The sequence below is a fragment of the Peribacillus sp. NPDC006672 genome (assembly GCF_050274955.1).
Lineage (GTDB): Bacteria > Bacillota > Bacilli > Bacillales > DSM-1321 > Peribacillus.
The window spans coordinates 56520-79347 of record NZ_JBNNOR010000014.1 but is presented as its reverse complement, the minus strand read 5'-3'; the positions used below and the strand labels follow the sequence as shown (position 1 = coordinate 79347).

Annotated in this window: 25 protein-coding genes, 2 pseudogenes and 1 riboswitch; of the genes and pseudogenes, 9 read left to right on the top strand and 18 right to left on the bottom strand. The window is 33.7% G+C overall.

All coding sequences use genetic code 11. The features are described 5' to 3' along the window. Window positions 1-81: 81 nt before the first annotated feature. Window positions 82-1140, top strand: coding sequence for a YkvI family membrane protein (locus ACQKKK_RS20395; RefSeq protein ID WP_427618614.1), 1059 nt, complete (start codon window positions 82-84; stop codon window positions 1138-1140). A 451-nt stretch (window positions 1141-1591) separates the two neighbouring features. After that, a riboswitch (SAM riboswitch) is annotated at window positions 1592-1702 on the top strand. Window positions 1703-2450: 748 nt separating this feature from the next. Here the strand turns inward: ACQKKK_RS20395 and ACQKKK_RS20390 are convergent. The 7 genes from ACQKKK_RS20390 to ACQKKK_RS20360 form a co-directional block, all read right to left on the bottom strand. Further along, complete coding sequence (locus tag ACQKKK_RS20390) at window positions 2451-2828, bottom strand: hypothetical protein (RefSeq protein WP_427618612.1); 378 nt, start codon at window positions 2826-2828, stop codon at window positions 2451-2453. A gap of 156 nt (window positions 2829-2984) precedes the next feature. After that, a complete protein-coding gene (locus ACQKKK_RS20385) occupies window positions 2985-3800 on the bottom strand; it encodes a lipid II flippase Amj family protein (protein WP_427618611.1) in 816 nt (271 codons plus the stop codon). Window positions 3801-4177: 377 nt separating this feature from the next. Beyond that, window positions 4178-4657, bottom strand: a complete 480-nt coding sequence (locus ACQKKK_RS20380) for a YrvL family regulatory protein (protein WP_427618609.1) — start codon at window positions 4655-4657, stop codon at window positions 4178-4180. A gap of 181 nt (window positions 4658-4838) precedes the next feature. Continuing rightward, window positions 4839-5066 carry a hypothetical protein gene (locus ACQKKK_RS20375; RefSeq protein WP_427618607.1) on the bottom strand — a complete coding sequence of 76 codons (228 nt, stop codon included), beginning with the start codon at window positions 5064-5066 and terminating at the stop codon, window positions 4839-4841. A gap of 191 nt (window positions 5067-5257) precedes the next feature. Continuing rightward, complete coding sequence (locus ACQKKK_RS20370) at window positions 5258-5875, bottom strand: NUDIX hydrolase (RefSeq protein ID WP_427618605.1); 618 nt, start codon at window positions 5873-5875, stop codon at window positions 5258-5260. A 682-nt stretch (window positions 5876-6557) separates the two neighbouring features. Continuing rightward, the gene (locus ACQKKK_RS20365; RefSeq protein ID WP_427618603.1) at window positions 6558-6863 is read right to left on the bottom strand and encodes a hypothetical protein; all 306 of its coding nucleotides are present in this window, start codon (window positions 6861-6863) and stop codon (window positions 6558-6560) included. A 222-nt stretch (window positions 6864-7085) separates the two neighbouring features. Further along, entirely contained in the window at window positions 7086-7610 is a 525-nt protein-coding gene (locus ACQKKK_RS20360; protein WP_427618696.1) for a GNAT family N-acetyltransferase, read from the bottom strand. Window positions 7611-7937: 327 nt separating this feature from the next. Here ACQKKK_RS20360 and ACQKKK_RS20355 point away from each other — a divergent pair, with 327 nt between their 5' ends. From ACQKKK_RS20355 to ACQKKK_RS20340, 4 genes are all read left to right on the top strand, one after another. Continuing rightward, window positions 7938-8321 (top strand): GntR family transcriptional regulator, encoded by a 384-nt coding sequence (locus tag ACQKKK_RS20355; protein WP_427618601.1) that lies wholly within the window; start codon window positions 7938-7940, stop codon window positions 8319-8321. Between the two features lie 5 nt (window positions 8322-8326). Further along, on the top strand, window positions 8327-9433 hold the full coding sequence (locus ACQKKK_RS20350; RefSeq protein WP_427618599.1) for a DUF1648 domain-containing protein: 1107 nt from the start codon (window positions 8327-8329) through the stop codon (window positions 9431-9433). A 66-nt stretch (window positions 9434-9499) separates the two neighbouring features. Further along, window positions 9500-9640: a hypothetical protein gene (locus tag ACQKKK_RS20345; RefSeq protein WP_427618597.1), complete on the top strand. Its 141-nt coding sequence runs from the start codon at window positions 9500-9502 to the stop codon at window positions 9638-9640. A 17-nt stretch (window positions 9641-9657) separates the two neighbouring features. After that, window positions 9658-9795 (top strand): hypothetical protein, encoded by a 138-nt coding sequence (locus ACQKKK_RS20340; protein ID WP_427618595.1) that lies wholly within the window; start codon window positions 9658-9660, stop codon window positions 9793-9795. 818 nt (window positions 9796-10613) lie between these two features. Here the strand turns inward: ACQKKK_RS20340 and ACQKKK_RS20335 are convergent. From ACQKKK_RS20335 to ACQKKK_RS20320, 4 genes are all read right to left on the bottom strand, one after another. After that, window positions 10614-11486 carry a DUF4030 domain-containing protein gene (locus tag ACQKKK_RS20335; RefSeq protein ID WP_427618593.1) on the bottom strand — a complete coding sequence of 291 codons (873 nt, stop codon included), beginning with the start codon at window positions 11484-11486 and terminating at the stop codon, window positions 10614-10616. Further along, on the bottom strand, window positions 11476-12003 hold the full coding sequence (locus ACQKKK_RS20330) for a sigma-70 family RNA polymerase sigma factor (RefSeq protein WP_427618591.1): 528 nt from the start codon (window positions 12001-12003) through the stop codon (window positions 11476-11478). Before ACQKKK_RS20330 ends, ACQKKK_RS20335 begins: the two co-directional genes overlap by 11 nt. 282 nt (window positions 12004-12285) lie before the next feature. Continuing rightward, on the bottom strand, window positions 12286-12834 hold the full coding sequence (locus ACQKKK_RS20325) for a GNAT family N-acetyltransferase (RefSeq protein WP_427618589.1): 549 nt from the start codon (window positions 12832-12834) through the stop codon (window positions 12286-12288). Between the two features lie 135 nt (window positions 12835-12969). Further along, window positions 12970-13182, bottom strand: a complete 213-nt coding sequence (locus tag ACQKKK_RS20320; protein ID WP_427618587.1) for a hypothetical protein — start codon at window positions 13180-13182, stop codon at window positions 12970-12972. Between the two features lie 99 nt (window positions 13183-13281). On the opposite strand from ACQKKK_RS20320, the pseudogene ACQKKK_RS20315 reads away from it, so the two are divergent. Beyond that, window positions 13282-13634, top strand: a pseudogene (locus tag ACQKKK_RS20315) (Asd/ArgC dimerization domain-containing protein); the annotation flags it as partial. A gap of 255 nt (window positions 13635-13889) precedes the next feature. On the opposite strand, the gene ACQKKK_RS20310 reads toward ACQKKK_RS20315, so the two are convergent. The 5 genes and pseudogenes from ACQKKK_RS20310 to ACQKKK_RS20290 form a co-directional block, all read right to left on the bottom strand. Beyond that, window positions 13890-14393: a DUF2716 domain-containing protein gene (locus tag ACQKKK_RS20310; RefSeq protein ID WP_427618585.1), complete on the bottom strand. Its 504-nt coding sequence runs from the start codon at window positions 14391-14393 to the stop codon at window positions 13890-13892. A 148-nt stretch (window positions 14394-14541) separates the two neighbouring features. Beyond that, window positions 14542-15525 (bottom strand): ketoacyl-ACP synthase III, encoded by a 984-nt coding sequence (locus ACQKKK_RS20305; RefSeq protein ID WP_427618583.1) that lies wholly within the window; start codon window positions 15523-15525, stop codon window positions 14542-14544. A gap of 176 nt (window positions 15526-15701) precedes the next feature. Then, on the bottom strand, window positions 15702-15887 hold the full coding sequence (locus ACQKKK_RS20300) for a hypothetical protein (RefSeq protein ID WP_427618581.1): 186 nt from the start codon (window positions 15885-15887) through the stop codon (window positions 15702-15704). Window positions 15888-16197: 310 nt separating this feature from the next. Continuing rightward, on the bottom strand, window positions 16198-16605 hold the full coding sequence (locus tag ACQKKK_RS20295; RefSeq protein ID WP_427618579.1) for a YbaN family protein: 408 nt from the start codon (window positions 16603-16605) through the stop codon (window positions 16198-16200). Between the two features lie 58 nt (window positions 16606-16663). Continuing rightward, window positions 16664-16909 (bottom strand): annotated as a pseudogene (locus ACQKKK_RS20290) (hypothetical protein); the annotation flags it as partial. 200 nt (window positions 16910-17109) lie between these two features. Between ACQKKK_RS20290 and ACQKKK_RS20285 the strand changes: the two are divergent. Together ACQKKK_RS20285 and ACQKKK_RS20280 are read left to right on the top strand one after the other, a co-directional pair. Next, a complete protein-coding gene (locus tag ACQKKK_RS20285) occupies window positions 17110-17637 on the top strand; it encodes an RNA polymerase sigma factor (RefSeq protein ID WP_427618695.1) in 528 nt (175 codons plus the stop codon). Further along, a complete protein-coding gene (locus tag ACQKKK_RS20280; protein ID WP_427618577.1) occupies window positions 17627-18949 on the top strand; it encodes a hypothetical protein in 1323 nt (440 codons plus the stop codon). The genes ACQKKK_RS20285 and ACQKKK_RS20280 overlap by 11 nt, the downstream gene beginning before the upstream one ends. Window positions 18950-19728: 779 nt before the next feature. Here ACQKKK_RS20280 and ACQKKK_RS20275 read toward each other — a convergent pair. Together ACQKKK_RS20275 and ACQKKK_RS20270 are read right to left on the bottom strand one after the other, a co-directional pair. Continuing rightward, entirely contained in the window at window positions 19729-21231 is a 1503-nt protein-coding gene (locus ACQKKK_RS20275) for a malate:quinone oxidoreductase (protein WP_427618575.1), read from the bottom strand. Between the two features lie 509 nt (window positions 21232-21740). Continuing rightward, on the bottom strand, window positions 21741-21947 hold the full coding sequence (locus ACQKKK_RS20270; protein ID WP_427618573.1) for a hypothetical protein: 207 nt from the start codon (window positions 21945-21947) through the stop codon (window positions 21741-21743). 529 nt (window positions 21948-22476) lie between these two features. Here ACQKKK_RS20270 and ACQKKK_RS20265 point away from each other — a divergent pair. Further along, window positions 22477-22656 (top strand): small acid-soluble spore protein H, encoded by a 180-nt coding sequence (locus ACQKKK_RS20265; RefSeq protein WP_427618571.1) that lies wholly within the window; start codon window positions 22477-22479, stop codon window positions 22654-22656. Window positions 22657-22828 lie beyond the last annotated feature (172 nt).

Sequence of the window (22828 nt, the reverse complement as noted above, 5' to 3'; positions counted from 1 at the left end):
GTAACAAAAGATGTGGTTATCAAATGATAATCCTATCAAATAGTTAGAATAAATAAAAACGTAAGAAAAACGGAGGACAACATGAAGAGAATCCTTAAGATCGCTAGTGCTTTTATCGGAATTCTTATCGGAGCAGGGTTCGCCTCAGGACAAGAAACCATGCTTTATTTTGTAAGCTTCGGGAAATTGGGCACAATTGGAGCTATCATTTCAGTCGCTATTTTTGCATACCTTGGAATGATTCTGATGAAGATTGGCAGTCGTACACAAACAGATTCGCATCAGGAAGCAATTTATAAGATTTGTGGTCGCTTTCTCGGCGTTATCATTGATTATGTTCTGAACGCCATCCTATTTGGTATAGGAATTGTCATGATTGCGGGGTCAGGCTCAATCTTTAACCAGCAATTCGGATTACCTTCCTTTATAGGCACCATTCTTATGACTGTGCTTGTTATGATAACAGTTATGCTGAAAGTTGACCGTGTGATTAAGGTAATTGCAACCCTCACACCATTTCTGATTCTTGTCGTACTTTTTCTATTTATTTATAGTATGTTTACAATGAATTCATCGTTTACGTCACTTGAACCACATGCAGTGGAACAAAATTCAGCTGCGGGACATTGGCTTATATCTGCAATAAACTATATTTCAATAACCATAGCAATGGGGGCTTCCATGACACTTGTTATGGGTGGAAATGAACCTGATGAAAGGATATCATCCATTGGAGGACTTGTCGGAGGGGCTGTTTTAGGTCTACTTGTTATGATTAGTCACCTTACTATTTTCTCACATATTCATACTGTATCGGACTTAGATATGCCAATGCTGGGAATCGCCAACAGTGTTTCACCTCTCTTAGGTATTCTGTACTCTCTCGTTCTGTTCGCTATGATTTTCAATTCGGCAGTCAGCATGTTCTACTCATTTGGAACACGCTTTTCAAATCCGCATACCACAAAATTTAAAGTAATCGTCTTTTCATCACTGTTGATAGGATTTATAGCAAGCTTCTTTGGCTTCACTAAACTTGTTTCCTCCCTCTATCCAATCTTTGGCTATATGGGAATTGTTCTTATTATCGTTCTCATCATTACTCCATTCCGAATGAGTCGATTAACGAAAGAAAATTAAATGGATAACTGTAAGCTCTCTGGTAAATGATATTTACACAATTCTAATGCATCTGTATGTTCTTCTTACACAGCTATTGTTTTTGGATGTCGCTTCCTATAAATAATAGGATAATCATTTTCCTCATATTTCTCTTAAATTGTATAAACTAGCTTTCTTCATTAATTGAAAATTGGGCATCAATTCCCTTTTTATTTCCACGAGCATCAAGCCGTTGCCATTTATTAAGTGAATAAAGATTATTGCTAATGAAGCATACAAGAAAAAGGATTGCAGTAAGACGCGGGGATACTTCCTCTTTGATAGCTTTATTCCTTTCGAAAAATAGACTACTGAACTTTGCCTTACCGCCCCGAATATTTTACCATAAGATATGGTCATGATAAGATCACTCTCGTACTATATTCACGCTGAATTTAAAATAATGTGTTTAATTGAATATAATGTTTGACTCTTATCAAGAGAGGTGGAGGGACTGTGCCCTGTGAAGCCCGGCAACCGTTAGTTAATTAACTGAAATTGTGCCAATTCCTGCAAAGCAATGTGCTTTGGAAGATGAGAGAAAGAATTGAGGATTGTTTAACCAACCTTTCTACACATGAGTAGAAAGGTTTTTTTGAGGAAAAAAACCTTTCCTTTCCCCTGTATACTTCGGACAAACTAACATACTAGAGCTGTTGCCAGGGTCTTACAGTTACAACAATCACTCTAAAAGGTTATACAGCTATTGCTGGGTAAATGGTGCAGATATTTTAGGTAATTTGTTATATTATTTCTAATCAGACGGCTCTGTTAAATTTAAATACGAAAAAATGAAACCGAAGTATAATGGAATTTCCCCTTTTCTTTTATTCTATAAGCTTCAGTTAGTTTAAACTTTTTAATTGTTTCTTAGCTTCTTTCACGATAGTTGTTGTTATCACCATATCGAAAGTCATCAATTTTTTCACTAATATCATACCATCCTGGTAATTCTTCATTTGTGAAATGTTCACGGATTACGTTGTATATCTCATAAGCAATTTCAAGAACATCATCTTCATCATTTAATATTTTTCTTAATAATTCATAAACATAATATTTTACACATTCTTCGTGTAAAGGTTCCTACAAACTTAATTCTCTTATAGCTCTTGAAAAATAATCTTCAACTTCAAAAATATTTAGTGGTTCATTAAATGAAGATAGAATACTTAATGACTGTGTTGAAAAATCATTCTCCTCTTAGTGAATAAAGAAAATCCGCCTTAAAAACAGCTCCGACCTTAAGTTAACGCAACCGTTACTTGAATAAGAACAGACTACATTTGCTATGAATCTCGTCCAACAATAGTTTTCCAGCCTGTTTTTTGTTTCTCAACAGGGAAAGTTAATTCAGTTAATTTACCATTATTAACAATTTCGACAGTTGCCTCAAACTCAGTTTCACTTACTTTTTTAAGCTCTACTATTTTAGTATCAGTAATATCATCGTCAATATTTGAATATTGCTCTTTTTGATCAACTTTATCTGGAAATCTTATATCATCAGAGTATTTTACCATTGATGTTATATCCTTTGTTTCTAAAGCCTCTAAATAATTATTTACAAGGTTTGCAACTTCTTTATCATTGGTTAAAGTTGTTTCAGTTGAGCAACCAACTAAAAGGATTAATAATAAAATTCCTAAAACTATAAACTTTCTCATTCTATCCCCCCATCTTTTTTGCAATTATAAATATGTTAAATTATACCATTAACACTTAAGCTAAACTGCCCTGTTAGTTCCATAAGAAAATGGAGCTGTTTCCAGCCCCATATAGAAGTAAAGCACCTGTTAGGTCTATAAGAAATCATATATTTATTAGACAATAAATTTAGTAAACCACGCAATATATCCTGCCCCTGGAATAAAAAATACTTGAGCTAGTATCGTTCCTAATAAACGAGAAGTAACCATCATAAGAGATACACTCTTGAGATTAAGGTAACTTCCCTTTTGATTTATTACGTCATCCGCAAGAATAGATATTTTAGGGTCAATAAAAATTATAAGTAAAATTGTAGCTATTCCATTTATAAGACCCGATGCCATAATAGCTGTTGTTGCTCTTTCTGGTGCTATTAAAGCAGCATATAACGCTGATAACACTCCAATCGTATAGATTGCAGTTATTACCATATTAATTAAGAACAATCTTATGGGAATATCTTTCAATCTAATACCCTTTAAGTATGAAAACCTTGGTAAATGAATGTGTTTTATCCCACGCTTAATGTATTCGAAAGTTAACCCCTTTTTTATCAAAGATGGAATAGAACCTCTTTCTTCAGCTAAATGAACAATAGCCCTTGAAAAAATTGCAATAAAAGTAGGAAGTAAAAGAATACCTATAATTGTTCCTAATGTTGATGAACCAATAATGACTCCATATTGGTTTTCAACAAACGCTAGTGTATTTACTTTTGGAGCATTATCAACCAGGCTCCCTGTAAATGGTTGCTGCATCATATTCGCTAATCGAGAAATCATAACCATCAAGTTAAATAAGGATAGAGCTGAAGCTAACAATCTTACTCTTGCACCAGATAATCTGACTGCATATGCAAGTGTTTCGATAGAATGGATAATAAATATAAATAGAGATATAAGAATTAATTTTTCTGTTAAGAGTTCCAAAACAAATTACCTACTTTAATATATTTCTTCCCATATTACCACATATATTTCCAGTTTGTGTTATGGAACTATCCTGCCCCGATAGTTGCAGCCGCAGCTACCTCCGTTGTTCAACTTAAGCTCCCTATAGTTCAATAAGGTCAATGAGTTTGACTGATAAGAAGGCCGTTAATTGCATAACTTATTCAATTATTAGCAGGATCAGTTCTGGTACAAATCTTTTTTAATTTTCTCATTAACTATTTCATTAGCTGAATAAGGGTATTTTTTTACTTGAATTTGAATGATTTATTTTGATGGATGCATTGCTTTTATTATTAATAAGAAGTTGGTAAAAAAGCATTTATTGATCTAGGAACTCGCCTTCCATATGGGATCTAGCGAGTTTTTTGGGTTATTGAATTACTTTTTATTTTTTCTTTATCATCAAAGGCAATTTCAATAAAGAAGAATAATAGAACGGCACTGATTTCTGTTGTCACTGGAATGGCAATACTATTCATGAATTCATCTACTGTGTGTAATGACAGCCAAGTAAATGTGCAATCAATGACCATACGTGTAATAAATAATTTATATTTACCTAACACATATAGTGATGATAAGTTGATGAAGGCAATAGAGAATAAATCAAATATAAAACCGAGAAAAAAGAAAAACAAAACAAAAATTAAGAGTGAATAAAGAGATTCATACTGCACCCCGAATAAACTGAAAAAACCTGCAATGCCTAAGAAAAAACTCCCTAAAACAAAAGAAATGTACAGGATAACAAGGAATGTTAAGGCTGTAACGACAAATATCTTATTAAATAAATTCATGTCTCGGAATGAATCATTATCATTATCTTTATTCATTGTTTAGTAACAAATCCTTTTTGGAAATTAAAATGGACAATATTTATTACCTAGCAGTATTATATATCTTCATTTACTAACCTTACCCTTATTTATAAGGGTGTTTTTATTACAATTTGAAAGTATGATTATATAAAAAATCGCACATTTAAAAGTTCACATAATGTGATTTCTTTCTAATTTATATTAATCCTCTATATTTTGCTGCTCTTTTTAGGTCTTCTATATCCTCATTTGGAAGTTTTTTTCTTCCAGAAAGATGGTCAAGTATTTCTTTATCAGTAAATTCTTTTGTTTTATTTGCCTTTTCTTCACTCATATCTGGATCAAAAACACTACCAAAGGTAACCCCTTTAACAAAAGATTTAACTGCATCCTTTAAAACGTTTGTTTCCTTTTTATCTTCCATATTATCCCCTCCTATATTCTATACGAATTAATTGTATATAAGTTCCATATACACTGTCTATAAAAGGATATTCTTCAAAAAAACTGCACCTCCAATTGTTAGATGCTGTCTAATAATTGGGGTACAGTTCAAGCAGCAACTCCCTTATTGAAGTAAAGCACCTGTTTGTTCACAAAGATCTCTATTAAAAATTAATCAAAATAAACGGGTTCTTGAGGATTTTTTAAATTCCTAAATGCCATCTCAATTTGTGTTTTTGTATTCCGAGCTTTCGATAACGTTGGTAGTTCATTTTCAGCAAAAAACTCAACTGCACTCGTTTCTATGCCTTTTATTGGTCGTCCGCCAATTATTTCACATTGGATAAACATTTTATAAACGTGATAAAGCGAAGGAGGATGCGGGTGACACTTCTTATCGAGTACACCCAACAATTTGATTGCTTTTACTTCAAATCCTGATTCTTCTTTTACTTCTTTAATGGCTACTTCACTTGGAGTTAATCCGATGTCACCCCACCCACCAGGTAGCGCCCATTCACCATCAGTAGTTTCTCTGACCATTAATATTTTTTTGTCCCTAAAGACCACAGCCCTAATATCTACCTTAGGGGTTGCATAACCCGTTTCTCTTGCAAATAAGTCTTTTATTACTGTCCTATCCATATCTGTTTGTTGTGACAATATTTCAATGCTAATGTTTCTTATTAATTCAAATCTCTCTAAGTCATAAGCATCTTTTGAATAAGTTAATCCTGCTTGTGCAATGGATTGAAGTTGTTTCGCCCAATTAAGCCATTTAGGTTCCATTTACATCACCGCCAATTTTATAATTCCTAATATTACCACACGGACCTCAAAATTGGTAAATTCTAAATGGACTATCCGGCCCCGATTGCATAAAGAAAAGCTTCCTTAAAGACAGCTCTGATCTTTAGCTAACGCACCCGTTACTTTAAGTATATTGTTTCACAATGCTTCAAAACATGAAGTTTACTCTTTCTTTTAACCTTACTGAATAAAGGCGATAATTTGAATGCCTATTCCATTAAAACGATTTACTTCTCCAATCACTGTTTATAAATCTCAAAGGAACAAGTATATCTATATCCTGTGGGGAAAAATCTATTCCTGTTAATATTTCAAGCCCTAATGACCCATATAGAACGGGAGTTATACTTAATTTCTGGTTCAATGTCCTAGATATATTGATAAATTCCTTATAAAAATTTTCACTAGTCAAAATACTAACCTCCAACCTACAAGAATAACCGCAACTGCCCTCACATTAAACTGCCCTAATCTTTGAATAACTTACAGTTTTCAAGTTGCACCCTTTAATTTCCTTCCTTACTCCAGAAACTGGTCCAATTGTTGAAAAAAGATCAAACAGCACTCTTCAACTATCCTGCCCCGTTAGTGCCATAAGAAAAAGGCTGCCTCAGCAACCTTCCTTATTGAAGTAAAGTACCTGTTAGTTTAACAACTAAACTTAATTTTTTTTCTCTTTTTCGAAATAGAAACCTGTCCCATTTTCTTGTGGTACAAACCCTTGTAGAGCTGAACTATTTTCTACCAAATTTTGCTCTTCTGCTGTTATAACTGTGGTAACATTTTTTCCTTCAGCAACCATACCTTCTCTACGATCTTGTTCCTCTCTAGTAACAAGTTTATATGTATCTGTTTGTTTTGAGGAAACTTCTGCAGATGCTTCTGTCTTTTGCAAGTCTTTCGCAAAACCGATTGATACTGCCAAAACTCCTGCAAAACCAAGGGTTAAAACTAATTTCCCTTTCATATAAAAACCTCCCAATAATTTCTATCTGTTCCAATAACATATTTTACCACAATTAAAACTATGTTACTTTTAATTTATTTCATCAACACTAAACTGCCCCGATAGCTGCATAAAGAAAAAGCCGCCTTAAAGACAGATCTGATCATAAGCTAATGCACCTGTTAGTTTAAGTGTAATATATCACAAAGGAGTGGTTTGTATCAGAAGAGCTGTGAATACTCTTTATTTATAGTAGTCTTCTTGAAGCATTCCCATAAGGACTTCATCAGAGTATTTATTTTTTATATAAAGGGATTGCCTCAATGTCCCTTCTTTTTTAAATCCTGCTTTTTCATATGCTTTTATGCCACGAATGTTATGAGAAAATACCTCTAATTCCAAACGATTTAATTTAAGCTCCTCAAAAGTAAATTTTTGTGCAAGTTGAGTTGCTTCAGTACCATAACCTTTGTTCAAATTATTTCTACTATGTAGTGATATTCTAAAACCTGCCTTTTTATTGTCTTGGTCAATTTCCAAGATAGCTAAATCACCTATTATTTTACTATTATCCAATAAACAAATGGCAAAATCATAACGTGTGGGGTCTTTGCTAAACTGTTTATAACTTTTAATGATTTCATCAAGTGTAAATGACTTACAGGTGCCAGTCATATATAAAAACTCTTCATCCTGACAAGACTTATGAATACTTTCCATATCTTCAAATTTAATAGGTCTTAAGTACACAAATCTTCCCTTTATCACCAACAACTCCCTCTTCCTCCTTATTTCTTTTTCAAAAATAGCATATGTTGTAAATTCTCTAACATTAGCAAATCTCCTTTAAGATTTTATTCAACAAACTGCCCCTTAAGTTGCATAAGAAAATGGCTGCCTTGGCAACCTTCCTTATTAAAGTAAAGCACACGTTAGTTAAAGAAAGATATACCAAATGAATGAATTTCCAGTTGTAAAAATGAGTCATAAACCACTTCCGATGAAAACAATCCGCCAGACGGTAATCAAATATTTGTTCTATACAATATAGAACAAAGTGTTATACTATAACTAGAACAGTGAGGAGGTACTCTTATGCTTATTCAAATCGAACCCACATCGGATATCCCAATTTATACACAGCTATCCAATCAATTGATTGAACTAATCGCACGCAGTCAATTAAAAGGGGGCGATGTATTGCCTTCCGTCAGGTCATTGGCTTCAGACCTTGGCGTTAATATGCACACGGTCAACAAGTCTTACCATAAGCTTGAAAGAAAAGGAATTATCCGTATCGTACCGAAGTCCGGAGCCATTATTAATCCACACATTCGAGATGGCATATCCAGCGAACATCGTCTTAGGATTGTCGAGGAACTGAAGACGGTTATCGCTGAGGCAATCGTGCTAGGCATGAATACAGAGGAAATCCAACAACTCGCTTCATCCATACTTTCAGATATTAAGGAGGAATAAAACCTATGTCATTATCTATTTTTCTTATTACACTGGCTTTCATCATTTTGCTGCAATCCGCCATTCCATTCTTATTGAAACAGACGATTGTTTTTGGCGTTACAATCCCGGAAAACCATACGAAAGAACCAGCAATTTCTTCGTATAAACGTTTTTATTCAGCAACAATACTTATAACCGGTTTCATTGCATTAATTGGCTATTTCTTCTGGGCAAATAACAGTACACTTTCCGAAGATCAAATCGTTCTTGCCGGTTTAGCCATTCAGTTCGGTGTTCTTTTTTTAAGTATGACGATGTATCTTTATTTCCATGCAAAAACAACGAAATTGAAACGGACCCATAACTGGGGTGCAGGATTAAAACAAGTTCGAATAGCTGATCTAGCAAGCCATGCAAAAGATGAAATGCTTCCGTCCTATATATTTGTACTTCCCTCGCTCATTACAGTTGGACTAATGGTTTATACGGCAAGCCGATACAGCCAGTTACCCGACATGATTCCTACGCATTGGGATGTAACTGGCCAACCGGACGCCTTCAGTCCCAAAACACCATTCTCCACCATTTCCATATTGCTCATTCTATTGGTCATCCAGGGAATGATGCTCGGAATCAATGTGATGACAAAACGATCGGGCATTAAGCTGACTTCTGCCAAAAAGAAATCTTCACAAATTCAGCAACTAGCATTCCGCAAATATTCAAGTTGGTTTTTGTTTTTGACGACTGTACTAATTACAATTCTTTTTGGCTTCATACAACTGGTAATCATTCAAGGGGAAATTGGTAATGCTGCTTTTATGGCAGCGATACCACTCGGCTTTCTATTAATCATGCTTATTGTATCCGCCGTCTATGCCTTCAAGGTAGGACAAGGTGGCTCTCGTATTCGTGTAACTGCTGAAGACGAAGAAACGATTGGTACCACCTATGTCGACGACGACCAGTACTGGAAGGGAGGCATCTTTTATGTGAATAAAAGTGATCCTTCTATCTTCGTCGAAAAACGGTTTGGAGTTGGTTGGACTATCAATTTTGGAAATCCAATCGGCTATGTATTCTTATTTGGCCCAATACTACTAATATTGTTCATTTCAATCTTTTTATGATGTGGGGGAGTACCTTTTCCCCAAAAAAATAATTATTATATTGTTTCAATCAAAAAGGTAAACACGATGGCTGATGAACAAATTGTTATTGGTGCTGAAACGCAGCACCCACTTAATGGAAGACTGTCTACCATTGAAGATGCCATCGTTGCAACTAATTTCTTACGAGAAGATTTAAGTTTGATTCAAACCAAATATTTATTATAGGTCATAGTTTAGGAGGAATGTTAGCTCCACGAATTGATGCAGAAGGTGGGAATTTTGCTGGGGTCATTATTATGGGTGGTTCTCCACGTAAATTTGAAGAAATTCTATTGGATCAAAATAATGAAGTTTTAAATTCGTTGAATAAGTTTTTTTAAATGATTACAAAGAAACAAATATCGGCATTACCATCCAAGTTTGAAAACATCTATCACCTAAGTGATCAAGAAGCAAGCTCCACCCCTGCTTTAGGGAAATACACCAGATCCTGCTACTTCAAAGAAACGGGATAACATCCATCCTTAATTATCTCAACGTGTTGGATAAACCAGTATTCATTTTGCAAGGAGATAAAGATTTCCATGTATCATTAGGAAAAGATTTTGTGGGTTACAAAAAAATATTGGTGATATGCCAAATGTAACATTTAAACTTTATCCAAACCTGAATCATTTGTTTATGTCTTCTGTTTATGGAGAGATACGAAAAGTAAAAAAAGAGTATAAGGTTGCATAACATGTAGATCAACAAGTTATAAATGACATTACCAACTGGATTCTTTCAATTTAGAACAGGGGCTTTAGTTGAATAAGGGGAAGAAAATCACCTTGACTTAAGGAGTTTTTCTTCCCTTTATTTGAATCAGTATTAAATATTAACAGAGCCAATAATAAATTCACCCAAAATCGTTGATTCTCAAATCCTCTTTTTTGTTCGACTATTTCTTTAAAAAGCGTAAACATGGTCTAGAGCTTTGTCAAGAAAGGGATTCAGCAACCTTTTTCCAAATTTGAACGTTGTTTGACGCTTGTCATCCACATAGACTTGGTCAATATGAACGTGGACCATTGAATATTCTTTTGTATCATTTTCTTTCTATATTTCATTTTGTACCTTTTTCTTTTTATCATCTAACTTCATATAGTGAGTAGACTTCTTAAAAGCATATTGAACCAATATGCTTGAAGAACCCTCTTCATTGATTTATCTTCTTTTTGTCTTTGCTTTTTACAATAATTTTATAAGGTTCATCACCTAATATTGGTGATATTTCGTCTGATTTTAAAAATTCACCGATCATTGAATCGATTTCAGTTCCAAGTTCTTTAGCTGCTGGATCAGAACTTAAGATAGAGGTACTTATTATAAAGCTCAACGGGTTACCCTTATAACTCACCCCAGTAACCTTAAACTCCTTTTTCGAGATAAGTCCTTCAGCAATCGCAGGTGTAATTTGTGTTCCTTTATCCGTGCCTTTTGTGATCTTGATATCCTCTGTCTCATTATCAAGTAATGTTTTTTCTTTAATATCTTCTTTATTCAGATCATAATCATTTAGTACTGGCTCTTTACTAACTTTTACTGAATAGGCATCGTAGCCTTTTGATTTTAAAATTGCTTGCGCAGTTTTTTCGATATCATCTTTTACTTCATTAAAATAATCATCAGAACCCTCTACCCTTACGTCTACCTCCTTTTTAGGTTTATAACTGATTCCTGTTCCACTAATTTTGTAACCTTTTTCTTCTAATTCATCAAAAGTTAGATTACCTATTGGTTCAGATTGAAAAATTGAGCCTAAATATGGAATGTTTGATATCACTTTTGCCATTGCCGGAGAAACAAAAGCTGAACTTATAAACAATCCAAGAAATAATACAGCAACACCACTAAGAAATATTATTCTTTTTCTAAGACTCCATTTTTTTCTATCATTTTTGCTTTCAGGTTTAAGTTGATTATGCCGTTTATAATCTTTTTTTGCATTCTCCACTCCTAATAGAACCCTATTAGTTAATTCCTTTGGAATCTCTATTTTATCCATCTCTTGTTTTATCTTATTGTCCATACATATCTGACCTCCTAGTTTTTTTGCGAAGGCGTTTTAATGCTCGATATAAAACTGATTTCACCGTGCTTAAGGGGGTATTTAAAATTTCTGAAATCTCACTAAAAGTGTATTCTTGATAGTATTTTAGTAGTAGAACAGTTTTTTCATCTTCATTTAATACTTCTAATAAATCTTGTAGAGTTAATGATAAAGGGATATCTTCCGTTCTGTTAGAAATAAAATCAACAACTTCTGTATTTAAATGAACCACTTTATTATTTTTTCTTAACAAATCAATTGCACAATTTATTGTAATTTTTATGATCCAAGTTCTAAAGAGCTTCAGATCATTCAATGTATTAAATTTCAGGAAAGAACGGTATGCTGTTTCCTGAACGATGTCTAGTGCATCATCCTTATTTTTCACATAAACATATGCCATCCTGTATATCTCATGTTCATACTGCTGAAACAATACTAAAAAATCTTGATCCTTACCTTGATTTTTGTAATTAGATTCAATTATGTTGATCACCTTCTTTATATATATATACCTATTAGACGAATAACTTTCTATTTTGGCCGAAAGTTTTTTTGAAATCAAACACTTAGGCATTATGATGAAAAAGCGTATAAAAAAAAGCAAAAAGTAATTCTACTATTAGACAGAACCTTAGCAAAAATAGTAAGCAACTTACATATAAGCGACCTTATAGACTGAAAAAAGAATCTTCGATTGGAAGATCCTTTTATACTTCTTATTAAATTAAGCACCCCTTAGTTCATAATGGAGTCGTATAGCCTTTTTTAGATTAACCTACTCTATTTTCTCCCAATCACTTTTTAATAGGCCAAATGTAATTAGATCTTCATAATGGTCATATAACCATTGTCCATCCCGTTTAATTCCTTCTTGAACAAATCCCAACCTTTGTGGAATAGATATACTTTTTAGGTTATTAACTGCAACCTGAATTTCAATTCTATTTAAGTCCAACTCTTTAAATAGGTAGTTCACTAATGAACTTACACTCTTAGTTATTATTCCATTCCCTTGTGCTTCTTCTGACAAGAAATAGCCGATACTTGTAGCTTTGTTCTTCCAATCAATAAAATGAAGACCAATCATTCCAACTAATGCTCCATTATATCTAATGCCAGCATCAAAACCACTATTATTGGCATAATTGGTTATCCAAATGGGTATGATAGGCTCAAAATCCTGTGCAGACTTTCTTTTATCTACCCAAAGTAGCCATTTCCGTAAATGTTCTCTGTTATTATCTACTAATTTGAATAATTCCTCTTTGTGCTGCTGTTGAAGTAACTCAATTCTTATTTGATTATCTACTTTGAATGAGAACATTCTAAAACCGCCTAATTTTCCCCTATTTTAACACATTTTTTATTATATAAAGGAAGCTCTGATCTTCAGCTAACGCACCCGTTTAATAAGAAATGAGGAACTCAATTAACGTTAATTCCTCAAACACAATGCCTTTTATTTTTTACACTCAAAGGAATATTCACTTGTAAGATTATTATGGATTTCTAATATGACTTCCCCACCAATTTCATAGCAGCGAGTACTAGCTAAGTTTATTTCTTTAGTATTGAAATAACTAGATTCTATCGTTAAAACAGCGACTACAAATAAAGCGATAACTAAAATCCATAAAACTCCTGTAAAATGCTTATTTTTAAATGTAATCATTTTCATAACACCCCATTAAAATTGAACTAAACTGCCCAATTATTTAATACGTTTGAAACGATTATAAGTTCCATTTCTTAATAAATTTTCCAAATTAACGAAAATGATTACACCTTTGAAGAGGTAAAGATGATTCAAGAAACCAAGAAAATATTCAAAGATCCTAAGCCACTTGCATCAGAGTGCCGGTTGTTACTGGCCACTCTGAACCTGTTTATATTGAATTCCAACGAGTTGCAACTGTTGATGAAATAAGAAAGGTATTATCTTCGGCTCCAGGCGTTATCTTGCAGGACTCTCTTAGTAAACAGCTATATCCGATGCCTATCCACGGGAAAACAGATACGTTTGTTGGAAGAATTCGAAGAGATCCTGACAATCCATATGGTTTTCACCTATGGATTGTATCAGATAATTTATTAAAAGAAGCAGCTTGGAATTCCAGATTGTAGTGACAGTGATGGAGAAAGATATCATTTAATGTCTTGGCCAATTAAATTGAAACAATTATAACAACGGAAAAGCGAAAAGCCCCTTCAGAAGTTTTTCTGAGGGGCTTTATATAACATATGAGTCTTTTACAATTATTGAAGTGGACTAATATCTAAAGTTCTTTCTGAATCTGCCCCTTTAGTTCCATTAAGAAAAAACTGCCTTAAAGACAGCTCCGATCTAGCTAAGGCACCTGTTAGTTTAACAGGTTTATATTATCCCTGACATAATATCTTTTGGAACATTCTCGGTTGATGTTTTTCAAAACCTTTTATCAATTCTTTTCCAAAAATAGTGATGGTCTCTTCCCAAGGGTGCCCTAAAAATCCCCATTCAAAATTCTTGTGGATAAAAAAGTAATAATCACCGTTTGGAAAAATAGGTACTGTCCATTCATTAAATTCACTTTTTGGAAACTCTAAATGGGGGTTTATCCAATAACCTGGATGCTGCCAATCTACCGCATACATATATTCACTCTTCTGTGTGAGTTCTTGAAAAACAAGTAATGACTTATCCTCTAAGTCATTATAAATCTTATCATAAGTATCTGAATTTCCGGACCAATTTAAATACGTGGATACATCATATGTGATAAATGGATTTGGAACTTCAAAAGAGGGGAAGTTTGATAGGCTTGGTTCAAAATTAAGTCCATCATTTATCCTATTCCATACCTCTTTATATTCTAATTCGGATAATTCAATCCAATTTTCCATTTGAATAGCCACCTTTATAATGCTTTTATTGGGGGTTATTATATCATTTCTTCTTCAACGAATCTGCCCCTTTAGTTCCATTAAGAAAAATCTGCCTTAAAGACAGCTCCGATTTAGCTAAGGCACCTATTAGTTGAAGAAAAAAGCTTTATATAGTCCAATTGATAAGCAATCCTGCTTGTGCTAATCCACCACCGAAACCATATAATAAAACCTTCTCACCATTACTGAGCTTTCCTTCAATTACTCCTTTATCTAAAGCTAATGGTATTGATGCTGAGGAAGTATTTCCATACTCCACTAAGCTATATAATGTACGCTCAATTGGAAAACCACTTCTATCACATATCGACTCAATCATTCTTAAATTTGCACTATGCGGAACAAACCAATCAACATCATTCAAATGAAATTCAGTATTTTTCATCACAGTTTGCATTCCTTTTGGAACAGTAGTAACAGCCCATTTATAAACCTCACGTCCATTTTGTACAAGGTTACCACTATTATTTAAGTCTTCACCATTTATACGTGTCGATAGGTTTGTACTATATAAATGTTTTCCGCCTTCTCCTTCCGAATATAAATGTGAAGAAATAAAACTTGGTTGTTGTTCATCATATTCTACAAGAACTGCTCCTCCACCATCTCCAAATAAAATACAAGTCGCTCGATCTTCATAGTCCATAATTTTAGATAAAGTATCAGCTCCAATAACAAGAATTTTCTTGTTTAAACCAGATGTTACTAATCCATTAGCTACATGCAACCCATAAGTAAATCCTGCACAAGCAGCGTTTAAATCAATAGCTCCAGTATTCTTAATACCTAGCTTTGCTTGGACTAAAGAAGCTACACTTGGTGTGTTGAAATCAGGTGAAAAGGTACAGACAATAATCATATCAACATCTTCGACTGATTTATCATACCGTTCCATTAAATCCTTTACAGCTTTATAACTTATATCACTAGTAAACTCTTCTTCATGTGCAATTCTTCGTTCTTTAATACCAGTACGTTTAAAAATCCATTCATCATTGGTTTCAACCATTTTTTCTAAGTCATTATTTGTTAACCTTTTTTCTGGAACATATGAACCTATCGCAGTAATGCGTGCTTTGGATTTGAACATAGAATAACCACCTCGTGTTATGAATTGCATCAATTTTATAACTTGATATTAATACCTGGTAATAATTATAAAGTAAAAAACATCTTATGCAACTATCCTATCCCTTTAGTTGCATAAAGAAAAATTTGCCTTAAAGACAAACAGGATCTTCAATCAGAAATCTTTCGATTCTATGTTTATTGTGAGTTATTAATTGATTTCTTTTCGTATCGATTTGAAAAGTATAGAGTAAGGATAACACCTAATAAAACAATTCCTATACAGATATAAAGTGGAAAATCCCAACGTATGTAAGCAGTTGTTGATGCTCCTAATACCGTGATCCATTCAAAAACTAAAAATGGTTTAATGTATTTATTCAATTAACAACCCCCTCTCTTTATCCATATATTGTTAATTCATTTTAACATACCTGGAATTAATAAACTCTAACAAAAAATAGGCCATGTTTCTTTTAAAGGATCTGTTGTTTTAACTGCTGGTGGGATTTGAGCTACTTGAAAAGGAAAAAAGAGATTAATTTCTTTTTTATCCTTTCCAGTTCATTTGTTCCTCCACATTTTGTTTTAAACAAAACAAAAGACATGTTCGCCTTATGCAACTTACCTGCCCTTTTGACTTCATAAGAAAAAGAGCTGCCGAAGCAAAGCACCCGTTAATTGAAGAAAAGTTTCAAGAAGTTCTTTGTTTCGAACTGTTTCGGTCAATTGTCTTAATTTTTTTAATGAAATAATAATGTTTATAGAGGGCGAGCACTACCAAAAGGATTTTCACTAAAAGGATGTCCACATAAAATACAGAAATTATGATGAAGAAATCGGCAACTAAATTGATTCTGATTTTCTCTTTTCGAGTCATACCTTTTTTTTGTAGGAATGCTTCAACGTATTTTTCATATAATGAGGTGCTTTTGAACCAGTTTTCAATCGACTTGGAACTTCTCGCAAAGCAAAAAGCAGCGAATAAGTAAAACGGTCCGCCCGGCAGAACAGGTAACACAGTCCCTGCAACACCAATCACAAGGGATATGAATCCAAGAAGGAAAAATAGGATACTTTTTACTTTTTTAATTGTAATCACCTTTTTACTTATATTCTATTCCCTTATAACGTAAAGAGGAAGTCCAATTCATTCAACATCACTGATCAGCAACTCCTGGTAATGAAGTATAGCACCAGTTCGTTGAAGATGATGATTGCTTTAAACAAACTTCATTAGTATTTCTAACAAGTGAAAAGTTGTCTACATTATAGTGACCGTGAAGGTTTTCATTGTGATGAAGGATTATTTGTTTTGCAGATAAGTTTTTGGAATCAGAAGTAGAATGTCCGTCGCCAACTATTGTTACATCAAAATGATTGATTGTTGTTGTTCTAAGGCTTGTGGTTGTTTTATTAAAAAAATTTAACAGTACCATAAACGGTAGTTTGTGGAACAGGATTTATAAAGATAGTTCAAGAGGAATTATATTATGAAACAGGGGATATCCCTCATTTTTTTGTTTTATAAAAATTTCTTTTAATTTAAGCCAAATACTAAACTACTTTGTCTAATAGGTATAAGGGAAAAAAGTAGAGAGGATGAATTTCGATTATTAGATTAGTAAAAAAAGCCCAAAAGGGTGACGATAAAGCCTTTTTAAAGCTTTTCCAAAAATATGAACAAGATATTTATCGAATGGCTTATGTATATGTCAAAAACAAAGAGGATACATTAGATGTCGTTCAAGAAGTAGCATATCGATCATTTAAAAAAATAGATACATTAAAAAAACCAGAGTATTTTAAAACATGGTTAATCAAAATCACCATTAGTTGTGCTATTGATTGTTTAAGAAAAAACAAAAAGGTGGTTCAACTAAAAACAGAATATGAAGAGATTATTAGTTCAGATGTTGAAGATATCCCCCTTTCATTATCACTTCATCAATTATTAGATGAGTTAAATGAAAATGAAAAAAGTATCGTTATTTTAAAATTTTATGAGGGTTATTCATTTAAAGAAATAGCTGAGTTGTTAAATATTCCATTAGGGACATCAAAATCAATATTATATCGTGCGTTAGATAAACTTCGGAAACAAGTTAAGGGGGCTGATATTTGTGAAAAATAAAGTAAAACAAGAATTAGAAAGAATTGAAATTCCAAAAGAATTACACATGAGGGCGAAACTTGGTGTAAAAAGAGCGAAATCGGAACAGCCAAAAAGAAAATTCAAAAAAACAGTTGCAATTCCATTGGTAGCATCTTTATTTCTTGTATTTTCAGTTGGAGTAGGGGCAGCTACTATTCCAAGTTTTAATAGTTTATTATCTATTGTTAGTCCCCAAACTGCGTTATTTCTCCAACCTATTGAAACTAGTAGTGAAGATGATGGTATTAAAATGGAAGTGGTCGCAGCAATGAATGATGATGAAATGGCAGTCATTTATGTTACAATGCAAGATTTGACTGGTAATAGAATAGATAAAACTCTTGATCTTTATGATTACTCATTGACTGAAGGTCATATGTTTAATAGTCAAATTGTAGATTACGATGAAACCACTAATACTGCTACCTTACGAATTCAAGCCAATGGAGGCGAGGCTCTTAACAATAAAAAAATAAACTTTCATATCAGTTCTTTCCTAAGTCATAAACAAACATTTGAAGAAGTCGAGTTTAATGCTAATCTTATGGAAGTAAAAAACAATACGCCCCAAACGATATCATTGGATATGAATAATATTCCAGGTGGCGGTGGGGAGATTTTTGGAGAATTAGAGAAACAGGGAACAGTACAGGTTTTAAAGCCAGACGAAACTGAGCTCTACCTTCAAAAAATAAAATTTATGCATATATCAAATTTAGGTTTTATTAACAATCGCCTTCACATCCAAACTAAATGGACAGGGGATGATATAGATAGTCATGGAGATTTTTATTTAATTGATACTTCAGGAAATAAAATACACGCTTCCAACATTTCTTTCGGAGTAGATAAATTAGGTAATACAAATTACGGAAACGAATATATAGAATACATCTTTGACATTGATAATTTAGACATTAATAGGCTAAATTTAATGGGGAACTTTGTATCCAATGGCAATCATACAAAAGGTAATTGGAATACTACGTTTAAAATACGGTCTGTAGGTAAAGAAAAAAATGTGGACTTTAGTAAGAACTTTGGGACGTGGAGGGCGAATAGAATTACAGTTTCACCATTGGGAATAACTTTGTATGGAAACGGAGATTTTAATAATTCAAGTAAAATCGTAGTAAGTGCTAAAATGAATGATGGTAGTGTTCAAACATTGGATTCTATGACCAGTTTTAGTGAGAACAAAAAGGTTAAAGCAAAATTCTTATCTTCTTTGCCTTTAGATATTTCAAAAATTGAATCAATCAATATTGATGGTACAGAAATAGATTTTTAATGATTAATGGAAAGTAAGAAAAGGTATATGTATAGTAACTTGGTCCTTAATGAATGCATTTAGTAGAGTAAGACAAAATAAAAAGTCGATTCCTTCAATTATTGGAAATCGGCTTTTTTAAGTGAAATATTTGCTTAGCGTACAAAATTTCCGAAATGTTGGCTGTACCCCTTCTTCTAGTGGCTTTTCTCCACATAGGCCTTCTGCTGGTGGTGGTGGTCCTTGCATGCCTCCGTCTTCTAGTGGTTCATCACCAAACGTAATAATCTCCACTGTCCTACCAGCAAAACGCGGAAAACATACGCTAGGGAAAATATTGTAGAAAACAATGGTTATCCAGGTCCTTCTTTTTGAAAACATCTAAATCTCTCATAAAAACATACTTTCATTTTAATTCCGATTATCAGTAATGCTTATTTTCAATTTCCCCCCATAAAGTTATTAGCAATTAGTTTTACCGTTTTTAATTATTAGAAAGTATTTAAGCACTTGTTACCAATCTCTTTATTTTTTCGGCAAAAGATTTACTAATACCTTCTTCCGCGAACATTTTGGTGTGTGGGTAGACAGTTTCGTTCATATCAGTTGAATAAGAAAATTACTCACAAAACAAAGAACCTTCAATCCAAAATGGATCAAAGGTTCTGTGTTTTAATTCCAATTACATTCTATTATTTACTCAATTCCTTAAGTAAACTTTTTATTGGTGATTTCAATCTTTGCCTTTTAAATCTCTTCACCATAGATTTAAACATACCTTTGTTTCTACATCCAAAGAATTAACTATGGGCTAGCTCTTTTTCTTTTAGACCAAGCGTCGCTGCTGTTGAAGCATGAATTTCTTGCAGAAGCTCTGGATTTTCCATTAGTGACACGCCATAAGAAGGAATCATTTCTTTGATTTTTGGTTCCCACTCTTTCAGATGTTGCGGGAAGCATTTTTTCATTACTTCTAGCATAACGTGAACAGCAGTGGAAGCACCTGGTGAAGCACCTAGTAATGCTGCAATCGAGCCATCAGCGGAACTAACAACTTCCGTACCAAATTGAAGCGTTCCTTTGCCGCCTTCAGGAGTATCTTTGATAACTTGTACACGTTGGCCAGCTATTACTAAATCCCAATCCTCGCTCTTAGCGTTCGGGATAAACTCTCGTAACTCTTCCATTCGCTGTTCTTTCGATAACATAACTTGCTGGATCAGGTATTTTGTCAATGACATCTCTTTTGCACCTGCCGCCAGCATTGTTAAGACATTATTCGGTTTTACGGAAGTTATTAAATCGAACATTGAACCTGTTTTTAAGAACTTCGGTGAGAAACCGGCAAATGGTCCAAATAACAACGATTTTTCATTGTCGATATATCGTGTATCAAGATGCGGAACAGACATTGGTGGAGCACCAACTTTAGCTTTTCCGTATACTTTTGCTTGATGCTGCTCAATTACTTCTGGATTATTACATACCATGAAAAATCCGCTTACTGGGAAACCGCCAATGTGCTTCCCTTCAGGAATACCAGATTTTTGCAGTAAATGCAGGCTTCCGCCCCCGCCTCCGATAAAGACAAATTTTGCAGTATGGCGTTCTACGTTTCCGCTATCGACATTACGCACTTTTAATTCCCATGAGCCATCGCTAGTAGCTTTAAGGTTATCAACACTATGTTTATATTTTATATCGACGTTTTTAGTCTTTAAGTGGTCAAACAACATGCGTGTTAAAGCACCAAAGTTTACATCCGTTCCAGAGTCGATTTTGGTTGCCGCTATAGCTTCATTAGAAAGGCGATCTTGCATAATAAGCGGAATCCATTCCATCAGTTTTTCCGGGTCATCAGAAAACTCCATCCCTTTGAAAAGAGGATTTTTTGAAAGCGCTTCAAAGCGCTTCTTTAAGAAGGTTACATTCTCATCCCCTAACACCATACTCATATGAGGTAATGGCATGATAAAATCCTGAGGATTTTTTATCAGCTTGCTGTTTACAAGATAAGACCAAAACTGCGTTGAAAGCTGAAACTGCTCATTAATTTTAATAGCTTTGCTAATATCTATAGATCCGTCCGGTTTTTCAGTTGTGTAGTTAAGCTCACACAGTGCAGCATGCCCTGTTCCCGCATTATTCCACTCGTTAGAGCTTTCCACCCCTGCGTCTTCAAGCTTCTCAAACACTTTGATTTCCCATTCCGGCACTAACTCTTTCAGGAATGTCCCCAACGTCGCACTCATAATACCGGCGCCAATTAAGATGACTTCTGTTTTAGTTTCACTGTTGCTCATGATAACCTTCCTTACTCCTTATATTTGCAGAAAGGATGTAGATGCTCCTGTTTAGGCGTCAAGCCAAGGCGCGACCCAGTCACAAACCTTTTCTGCCTCGTTATAACCATATCATAGTGTATTACAATAATTAATAGAATAAACTATATTGCTATTATATAGTTTATATGAAGAAATGCACTTAAACTAAACTGCCCCCTTAGTTCTGTGAGGCATGGCGATCCTTCTTAATGAAGAATAAAGCCTATATAATTAAGGCCTGACACAAATTGCACCATAGCAAAAGTGAGCCTTTGACGGGATTCAAACACGTTCCCTACGTAATTTCAAGCAGGAATTTCACCTTATCTTATTGCGAAACCCTTGCCTTGCTATCCGGTTGTTTTCCGGCGCTCTTCTAATTATACAAATTTTAGGTCCAAATGAGAACATAAAATTATAGTACAATCCGAAATAAAAATTGGAAACAAAATGGGCGGATATAAGCAATTGAAAAGAGCCAAAATTATTTAGGAACCTTCAGCCATAACAATTCCAATGATAATGAGAAGTAACCCTATTAAAATTGCTCCACTGCCTATTGAAAAAATGAAATCAAATATAAATGAAATAGTACTTAATGATTTATTATCATATGTTTTAGCTTCATATACAAAATAAAAGATTGCTAAAACAATAAATATTAAACCCAGTAAAGATAAGAATAACCAAATCATAAGCACTCTCCAAAAAATTTCATCTTTATTATTATGACATTTTTCATAGGAGATAGGAAGTAGTTAAGAACAGTTTGAATAAACTATTCTTTATTACCGGCTTACCTTTCCACATAACCCCACTTTTTCCCTATTCAGGTATCCTTAATAGGGAAATCCTTACCATCATTATTTTCAGTAGGATAATTAGTTGGGTCTCAACGTGTATCAAGGTTCCCTGCTTTATTAAATGGATCAGTATTGTCTTGTGGCATATATTTCACTCCTTTGCTCATATTATCTGCTGATGGCATTAATCTATTCGCTAATATTGGAACCTTTTAAATAAAAAAGACAGCTAATTAATATGGCTGTCTCTTTTATGTTATATCCTCTTCGTGTAGCTTTGAAACAAAGTTTGATCCACTCACGCACCCGTTAGTTCAGTAAAGTCTAAAGGATTCTTGGAAGCATTTCAATTACAACAAGTATATCTAAGTAATTTGGAACAAATATTATAACTGTTGCAAATCTAAAGGAGGTGGCTAAAATGAACGCACAACGAGCAGAAGAAATTGCTTCTTCGCCAATTATGACAAATGTGACCTATAATGAGGAAAGTATCTACATTGAGCACGTGGATAAACAAAATGGAATAGCTACAATCCATTCCCTTGATGAACCAAATAAAAAACAAAGTGTTTCTATAACCAGCTTAAAAGAACAGTAATTTGTTAAATATCCCTTTGGTAATCCTCTTCCTTCGGGCCTAGCTTTGAAATAAAGTTTGATCAAATTCATAGATAAATGAATAAATAAAAGGTCATGTTTTGAAGAAAGCAATCAAAACATGACCTTGAAATATTTATTTGGATTATTCTTTTAAAAAAAGAAAATCCGAA